At 70.0% G+C, this 6,483-nt stretch carries 7 protein-coding genes and 2 rRNA genes; 5 read left to right on the forward strand and 4 right to left on the reverse strand.

The annotated features are described in order from the left end of the window. From RIF89_RS09645 to RIF89_RS09655, 3 genes are all read left to right on the forward strand, one after another. Positions 1-175, forward strand: a 23S ribosomal RNA gene (locus RIF89_RS09645); the annotation flags it as partial. A gap of 107 nt (positions 176-282) precedes the next feature. Then, positions 283-399 (forward strand): 5S ribosomal RNA (rrf, locus tag RIF89_RS09650). 106 nt (positions 400-505) lie between these two features. Next, complete coding sequence (locus RIF89_RS09655; protein WP_309068904.1) at positions 506-985, forward strand: YbaK/EbsC family protein; 480 nt, start codon at positions 506-508, stop codon at positions 983-985. A 21-nt stretch (positions 986-1,006) separates the two neighbouring features. Here RIF89_RS09655 and RIF89_RS09660 read toward each other — a convergent pair whose 3' ends face one another. Then, entirely contained in the window at positions 1,007-2,281 is a 1,275-nt protein-coding gene (locus RIF89_RS09660; protein WP_375294464.1) for a DUF445 domain-containing protein, read from the reverse strand. A gap of 75 nt (positions 2,282-2,356) precedes the next feature. On the opposite strand from RIF89_RS09660, the gene RIF89_RS09665 reads away from it, so the two are divergent. Continuing rightward, complete coding sequence (locus RIF89_RS09665) at positions 2,357-2,632, forward strand: metal-sensitive transcriptional regulator (RefSeq protein ID WP_309068906.1); 276 nt, start codon at positions 2,357-2,359, stop codon at positions 2,630-2,632. Between the two features lie 4 nt (positions 2,633-2,636). Here RIF89_RS09665 and RIF89_RS09670 read toward each other — a convergent pair whose 3' ends face one another. From RIF89_RS09670 to RIF89_RS09680, 3 genes are read right to left on the reverse strand one after another with little or no spacing between them, the layout of a single operon-like run. Further along, a complete protein-coding gene (locus RIF89_RS09670) occupies positions 2,637-3,794 on the reverse strand; it encodes an acyl-CoA dehydrogenase family protein (protein ID WP_309068907.1) in 1,158 nt (385 codons plus the stop codon). After that, positions 3,794-4,552 carry an alpha/beta hydrolase gene (locus tag RIF89_RS09675; protein ID WP_309068908.1) on the reverse strand — a complete coding sequence of 253 codons (759 nt, stop codon included), beginning with the start codon at positions 4,550-4,552 and terminating at the stop codon, positions 3,794-3,796. The genes RIF89_RS09670 and RIF89_RS09675 overlap by 1 nt, the downstream gene beginning before the upstream one ends. A gap of 39 nt (positions 4,553-4,591) precedes the next feature. Next, entirely contained in the window at positions 4,592-5,800 is a 1,209-nt protein-coding gene (locus tag RIF89_RS09680) for an MFS transporter (protein WP_309068909.1), read from the reverse strand. A 420-nt stretch (positions 5,801-6,220) separates the two neighbouring features. On the opposite strand from RIF89_RS09680, the gene nrdH reads away from it, so the two are divergent. Beyond that, positions 6,221-6,454 (forward strand): glutaredoxin-like protein NrdH, encoded by a 234-nt coding sequence (gene nrdH / locus RIF89_RS09685; RefSeq protein ID WP_203135930.1) that lies wholly within the window; start codon positions 6,221-6,223, stop codon positions 6,452-6,454. The last annotated feature ends 29 nt before the right edge of the window (positions 6,455-6,483 follow it).

Raw genomic sequence — 6,483 nt, forward strand, 5'->3', positions numbered from 1 at the left:
TACGTTCGGGATGGATAACCGCTGAAAGCATCTAAGCGGGAAGCCGGCCTCAAGATGAGACTTCCATACCTTCGGGTGAGAGGCTCCCAGCCAGACTACTGGGTTGATAGGCCAGATGTGGAAGCACAGCAATGTGTGCAGCTGACTGGTACTAATAAGCCGATGACTTGATAACACCTCGCTTTCTGCGAAGCGTTCGCGTCCACTGAGTGGTTCTCGATGTACGGTCGAGAACAACGCACAATTACACAGCGTGCTAAACGTTCGAAACATCGATAGTGTTTCGGCGGTCATAGCGAGAGGGAAACGCCCGGTCACATTCCGAACCCGGAAGCTAAGCCTCTCAGCGCCGATGGTACTGCAGGGGGGACCCTGTGGGAGAGTAGGACACCGCCGGACTTCCTTTAAGACAGAAGGGCCACCCAACGACGGGTGGCCCTTCTGCGTTTCCCGGGGGTTCTGTCCCTTTCGCGCGGCGCAAGGCTCCTTTCGTAGACTGGCGCCCATGTCAGCCGCCGAACTCCACCCCCGCAATGCCGCCGTCGCCGAGCGCCTCCGCGAGGCCGGCATCGACGGCGAGATCGTCCTTCTCTCCGATGCCGCATCGACGGCCGCCCTCGCGGCGGCGGCGCTCGGGGTCGAGGTCGGTGCGATCGCCAACAGCCTCGTGTTCTGGTGCGACGAGCGCCCGCTGCTGGTGATGACGAGCGGGGCCCACCGCGTCGACACCGCGGCGCTCGCGGAGCGCCTGGGTCGGGGAGCGATCAGGCGTGCGAAGGCGGAGCAGGTGCTCGAGGCCACCGGCCAGGTGATCGGCGGCGTCGCCCCGACCGGACACCCGGTGCGGATCGAGACCATCGTGGACGAGCACCTCTCGACGTACCCGCGCCTGTGGGCTGCGGTCGGCACCGCGCACTCCGTCTTCCCGCTGACGTTCGAAGAGCTCGTCCGGCTCACGGGCGGACGGGTCGAGCGCGTCGACTGAGGCGGTGCTCGACCGGCGCCGTCAGCCCAGCAGCGCGTGCGCGACCGTGAAGATCACGAGTCCGGCGAGCGCACCGACGACCGTGCCGTTGAGCCGGATGTACTGCAGGTCGCGCCCGACCATCAGCTCGATCTTCGTCGTCGTCTCCTGCGGGTCCCAGCGCTCCACGGTGTCGCTGATGAGCGACGCGATGTCATGCCGGTAACGCTCCACGACGAACACGGCCGCGTCCGTGACCCAGGTATCGACGCGGGCGCGCAACCCCGGCTCGTCTTCCAGCCGCGCGCCCACCTCGGCAAGGGCGTCCCGCAGGCGCGCACGCAGCGCGCTGTCGGGCTGCTCGAGCTCGCGCAGCAGTCCCTGCTTCGCCGCTCCCCACGCCTCCGCGGCGAGACGGCGGATGCCGGGGCTGTCGAACAGCGTCGACTTCGCCTGCTCGAGTCGGCTGCGCGTCGCGTCGTCGTGCTGCAGGTTCTGGGCGAGGCGCAGCAGGTAGCCGTCGATCGCCTGCCGGGCGGGATGCCCGGGATCCGTGCGCAGCGCGCCGACGAACGCGACCGCCTCGTTGTACACGGTGTGATCCACGAGGCGCTGCGCGATCGACGGCACCCACGAGGGCAGGCGCCGCGACACCAGTCCCTGGAAGGCCTCGGGATTCGCCTCGAGCCATGCCTGGACCGTCTCGGCCGCGAGGTCCACGGCCGCGTGGTGCGCACCCGTGTCGATCACGCGCTCGAGCCACCCGCCGATCGGCTCGCCCCAGCCCGGCTCGATCAGATGCCGGCGCGCGAGCGTCTCGATGACGTCCTGCACGTCGTCGTCGCTGAGCGCGCGCAGCACTCCCTGCGCCACGGCCGCGCCTTCGGACGCGACGCGCTCGGCGTGGTCGGGCTGCCGCAGCCACGCGCCGAGGCGCGCGGCGATCGGCGTCGACGCGAGCTTGGTGCGCACGACCTCGGCCTCGAGGAAGTTCGTCTCGACGAACTCGCCGAGGTTGCGACCGATCTCGTCCTTGCGCGTCGGGATGATCGCGGTGTGCGGGATCGGCAGGCCCAGCGGGCGACGGAACAGCGCCGTGACCGCGAACCAGTCGGCGAGGGCGCCGACCATTCCGCCCTCGGCCGCCGCCCGCACGTAGGCGAACGCGGTGACCCGGTCCTGCAGCGCGAATCCGAACGCGAACAGCACCGCCATGAACAGCAGCGCCCCGAGGGCGACCGCCTTCATGCGGCGCAGGCCGCGCAGTCGCTCCTGGTCGGCGGGGGAGAGCAGATCGACGGTGGCCATGCCCGTCATCCTCGCACGCGCCTCGCTCTCGCTCGCCGGTCTTCCCCGCAGCCGACTCATACCCGGAGGGGGTACCCTCACGATGTGATCGAAGACATCCAGAAGCGCGCGCTGCACCGCACCCGGATCCTGGAGGGCCAGCTGCGCGGCCTCGGCCGGATGATCGAGAACGAGGACTACTGCATGGACGTCATCACGCAGTCCCGCGCGATCCAGCGCTCACTCGAGTCGCTCAACCGCCTGCTGCTCGAGAACCACCTGCGCACCCATGTGACGCACATGTTCGACAGCGGCGCGGAGGAGGACCGCGAGCAGGCCGTCGCCGAGCTGCTGCGCGCCTTCGACTTCGACGGGCGCTGAGCGCCTAGCTCTCCACGGGCCCGAGCCACGCCGTCGCGACCGTGGCGTGTGCCGACTCGGGGTCGGACGGATGGAAGGCGCCCGCGAGCACGTCGCGGTAGAGCCGCGACAACTCGTTCGACGAGAAGTACGACGAGCCCCCCGCCACGAGCATGGCGTCGTCGACGACGCGCTTGGCGGTCGCCGTCGCACGATGCTTGATGCCCGACAGCAGCGAGAACCAGCGTGCCCCGTGATCCGCGCGCTCGTCGATGTCGTGGCACAGCACGGCCAGCTGCGGCGGCAGCGCGTCGTACGCGAGCGCCATCTCGGCGATGCGCCGGCGGATGTCCGGATCCTGGCTGTACGTCCTGCCTGTCTTCTTCGACGTGCGCGACCGCGCCGCGCCGACCGCGAGGTCGAGCGCGCGGCGCGCGATGCCCGTGTAGACGGAGGCGAGCAGCAACTCGAACACGCTGAAGATGCCGAACACGATCGGATCCGGGTTCGGGCCGGGAGCGACGCGGCGCACCACGCGATGGGGCGGGGCGATCGCTCCGTGCAGCTCGGTCGTGCGGCTCTGCGTGCCACGCATCCCGAGCGTGTCCCAGTCGTCGCGCGTCACGATCCGCTCGTCTCGGCTCACGAACGCGTAGACCATGTGCGGTCCGTCGGGCGAGGTGGTGTCGAGCCCGTGCAGTCCGAGCTGCGTCCACACCGGGCCCAGCGACGTGAAGATCTTCCTGCCGGTGAAGGCGTAGGAGCCGTCGGGCAGAGGCGCAGCGTCGGTGTCGCTGCCGAACAGCACCAGGTCGTTGCCGGCCTCGCTGATCCCGAACGCGTACACCTCGCCGGCGGCGGCGCCCTCCTGCACGAAGCGGAGATCGTCGATGCCGCGATCCTGCATGACCTTCGCCACGCCGGTCCACACGAGGTGCATGTTGATCGCGAGCGCGGTGGCCGGGGCGGCCTCCGCGAGCCTCTGCTGCAGCTGCGAGACTTCCGCGAGCGTCAGACCCAAGCCGCCGCGGTCGGCGGGCACGAGCGCGCGCAGGTAGCCCGCCTCGCGCAGCTCGGCGAGGTCCTCCTCGGGGAACACGTTGTCGGCGTCCACGCGCGCGGCGCGCGAGCGGATCCGGTCGATCAGCTCGTCGGACAGGATGTCCCGGACGTCGATGGACATCAGCCCAGCACCTCCAGCAGTCGCCGCATGGTCTGCTCGGGCTTGTCGCGGTGCGGGGAATGCCCCGCACCGGTCACGATCGACAGGGAGATCGCCGGATTGCGCAGCACGTCGTCGGCGGTCGCGCCCGTGAACAGCGCGTAGACCTTCGGGTCGGCGCCGATCACGTGCAGCGGCACGGTGACGCGCGACGCCGCGTCCCGGACGTCCCACGTCGCGTTCTGCGCGCTCGTCTGCTCGACGGCCCATCGGCTCGCTCGCGTGACGGCGTCGACCTTCAGCTCGAGATCCTGCGGGTGCCAGTGCGGATGCTCGTTGCGCACGGCCTGGATCCGGTTGTCGGCGAACGCGCGCTCCTGGCTGCGGCGCACGATGCCGGCATCGCGCTCGTCCACCAGGATCGCAGGATCGATCAGCACCACCTGCCGGGTCCACGCGGGATGATCCGCGGCCGCGACGGTGGTCGCCGCGCCGCCCAGCGAATGGCCGATCACGACGTCCCAGGCTCCGCCGTCGTCGGGCAGGGTGCCCGCGACGTCGGCGGCGTACGCCGCGACGGAGTAGTCGAGCGCCCGGGGCGCGTCGCCGTGTCCGCGCAGGTCGACCGCGCTCGCGTGCCATCCGGCGTCGGCCAGCGCGACGCCGAAGCGCCACATCAGGGCTCCCGACGATCCCAGGCCGTGGACGAGCAGCGCGCGGCGACCGGAGGACGGATCGCCCCAGTGCATGCGGGGAAGCGAGACGGGAGAGGGCGTCATCGCACCAGGCTATTGCCCGTCGCGCGGTCCGCGCCGGGCTCAGGTGATGACGGGGAGCTGCTCGGTGTCGGGGATGGGCGAGGCGTCGCGGCCGCGCAGGTCCGGGAAGCCGCGGTGGAAGACGGCGGCGACGACGGCCGCGCCGATGATCATCGCGATGCTCACGAGATAGGCCCCGAGCGCACCGGTGCCGTCGATCGCGAAGCCGGCCGCCATGGATCCGAGCGCGGCGCCGATCAGCTGACCGGTGTTGATCCAGCCGTACGCCTCGGCCGTCTCGCTGAACTTCACGCTCGCCGACGTGCTCGCGAGCATCGTCGCCAGCGCGGGGGCGAAGCCGACGCCCGCCACGAACAGCGCGAACGCGAGCCACCACGGGTTCGTCACCATCACGAGCGTGAGCGCGCTGCCGATCGCCACGATCACGAGGCGTCGTGCCGTCGACCACGGGCTCATCGGGATGCCGCCCGAGCCGAGCCCGCCCGTCAGGCTGCCCAGCGCGTATGCCGCGAGCACCAGCCCGGACTCCACCCCGCCCTCGCCGAAGGTCGCGACGATGCCGGCCTCGACCGCGGCGGTCGATCCGATGAACAGCACGCCGATCGCGGTGGTCAGCAGCACGGTGGGCTTGCGCAGCACGCGTCCGAACGACGAGCGGCTGCGAGGGATCCGCACCCGGCCGACCTCGGGGGAGAAGATGAACCACGCGCCGCCGGCGAGCGCGACGCCCGAGATGACGAGCAGGGCCAGCACGGAGGACACCTGCAGCGCGAGGAACGTCACGAGCACGGGTGCCGCGACCCAGATGAGCTCCTGCAGCGAGGCGTCGAGCGAGTACAGCGCCGTGAGCTGACGCGAGTTGACGAGCTTGGGGTAGATCGTGCGCACGGCCGACTGCACGGGCGGTGTCGACAGGCCCGCGAGCAGACCCAGAGCGACGAGCACGGGGACGGGGAGCGGCACGACGGCGACGACCGCGATCGTCGCGGCGTAGATGAGCGTGAGCGCGGACAGCACGGGACGCATGCCCCAGCGGCCCATCCAGCGGCTGGTGATCGGACCCGACACGGCCTGGCCGATCGACATCGCCGCGAGCACGGTGCCCGCCGCGCCGTACGAATGCGTCAGGTGCTCGACGTGGATGAGGATGCCGAGGCTGACCATCCCCGACGGGAACCGCGCCGTCAGCTGCGCGGCGATGATGCGGACGACGCCCGAAGTGCGTGCGAGCTCACGGTAGGACGACATCCCTCCAGATTATCGCTCGGAGGCCGTTCCGCCGGGCGTGCGCAGGGCCGGGCGGGGTCGTGAGCGGGGAGCGTGAGGGCTCGAATCCGACCCGAGCGCGACACGCCGCGACACGCCGGGAGGGCCGGATCCACAGCCTGTGGGATGTCAGAGGCCCCTCCTAGCGTTGTACCTGTGGAGAGGTCGATCCGCTTCCTCCGGGAACCGCGATTTCCGGCCTCGACCGGGCCCTCACCCGACCGCTCGGCTGTGGATGGATCGGTGGAGAGGCCTGTGGGGGAGCGGTGGACAACGGTGGAAAATGACAACCGTGTAACTACTAGCCCTAGTGGTGCCCCGGAATGTCTGCACCCATATGTAGTATTGAGGTCCCGGCGGAGGTCCGCCGAGTCTGAGACGGTTTGAAGGGGAAGAAGCGTCATGGCGATCACGGTCTACACCAAGCCTGCTTGCGTCCAGTGCACGGCCACGTACCGCGCGCTCGACTCGAAGGGCATCGACTACGAGGTCGTCGACCTCTCGCAGGATCCGGCTGCGCTCGAGCAGGTCAAGGCCCTCGGCTACATGCAGGCTCCGGTCGTCGTGACCGACGAGGACCACTGGTCGGGCTTCCGTCCCGACATGATCGACGAGCTCGCCACGCGCCTCGCCTGATCGGCCCTCATCGAGGACATCGCCGATCC

The sequence above is a fragment of the Microbacterium sp. genome, from assembly GCF_031178525.1.
Taxonomy (GTDB): domain Bacteria; phylum Actinomycetota; class Actinomycetes; order Actinomycetales; family Microbacteriaceae; genus Microbacterium.

Coding starts and splice junctions, on each gene's coding strand:
- RIF89_RS09670 (WP_309068907.1), bottom strand. CDS start 3,794: ATGTCCATCGACGTCCGGGACATCCTGTCCGACGAGCTGATCGACCGG.
- RIF89_RS09660 (WP_375294464.1), bottom strand. CDS start 2,281: ATGACGGGCATGGCCACCGTCGATCTGCTCTCCCCCGCCGACCAGGAG.
- RIF89_RS09680 (WP_309068909.1), bottom strand. CDS start 5,800: ATGTCGTCCTACCGTGAGCTCGCACGCACTTCGGGCGTCGTCCGCATC.
- RIF89_RS09655 (WP_309068904.1), top strand. CDS start 506: ATGTCAGCCGCCGAACTCCACCCCCGCAATGCCGCCGTCGCCGAGCGC.
- nrdH (WP_203135930.1), top strand. CDS start 6,221: ATGGCGATCACGGTCTACACCAAGCCTGCTTGCGTCCAGTGCACGGCC.
- RIF89_RS09675 (WP_309068908.1), bottom strand. CDS start 4,552: ATGACGCCCTCTCCCGTCTCGCTTCCCCGCATGCACTGGGGCGATCCG.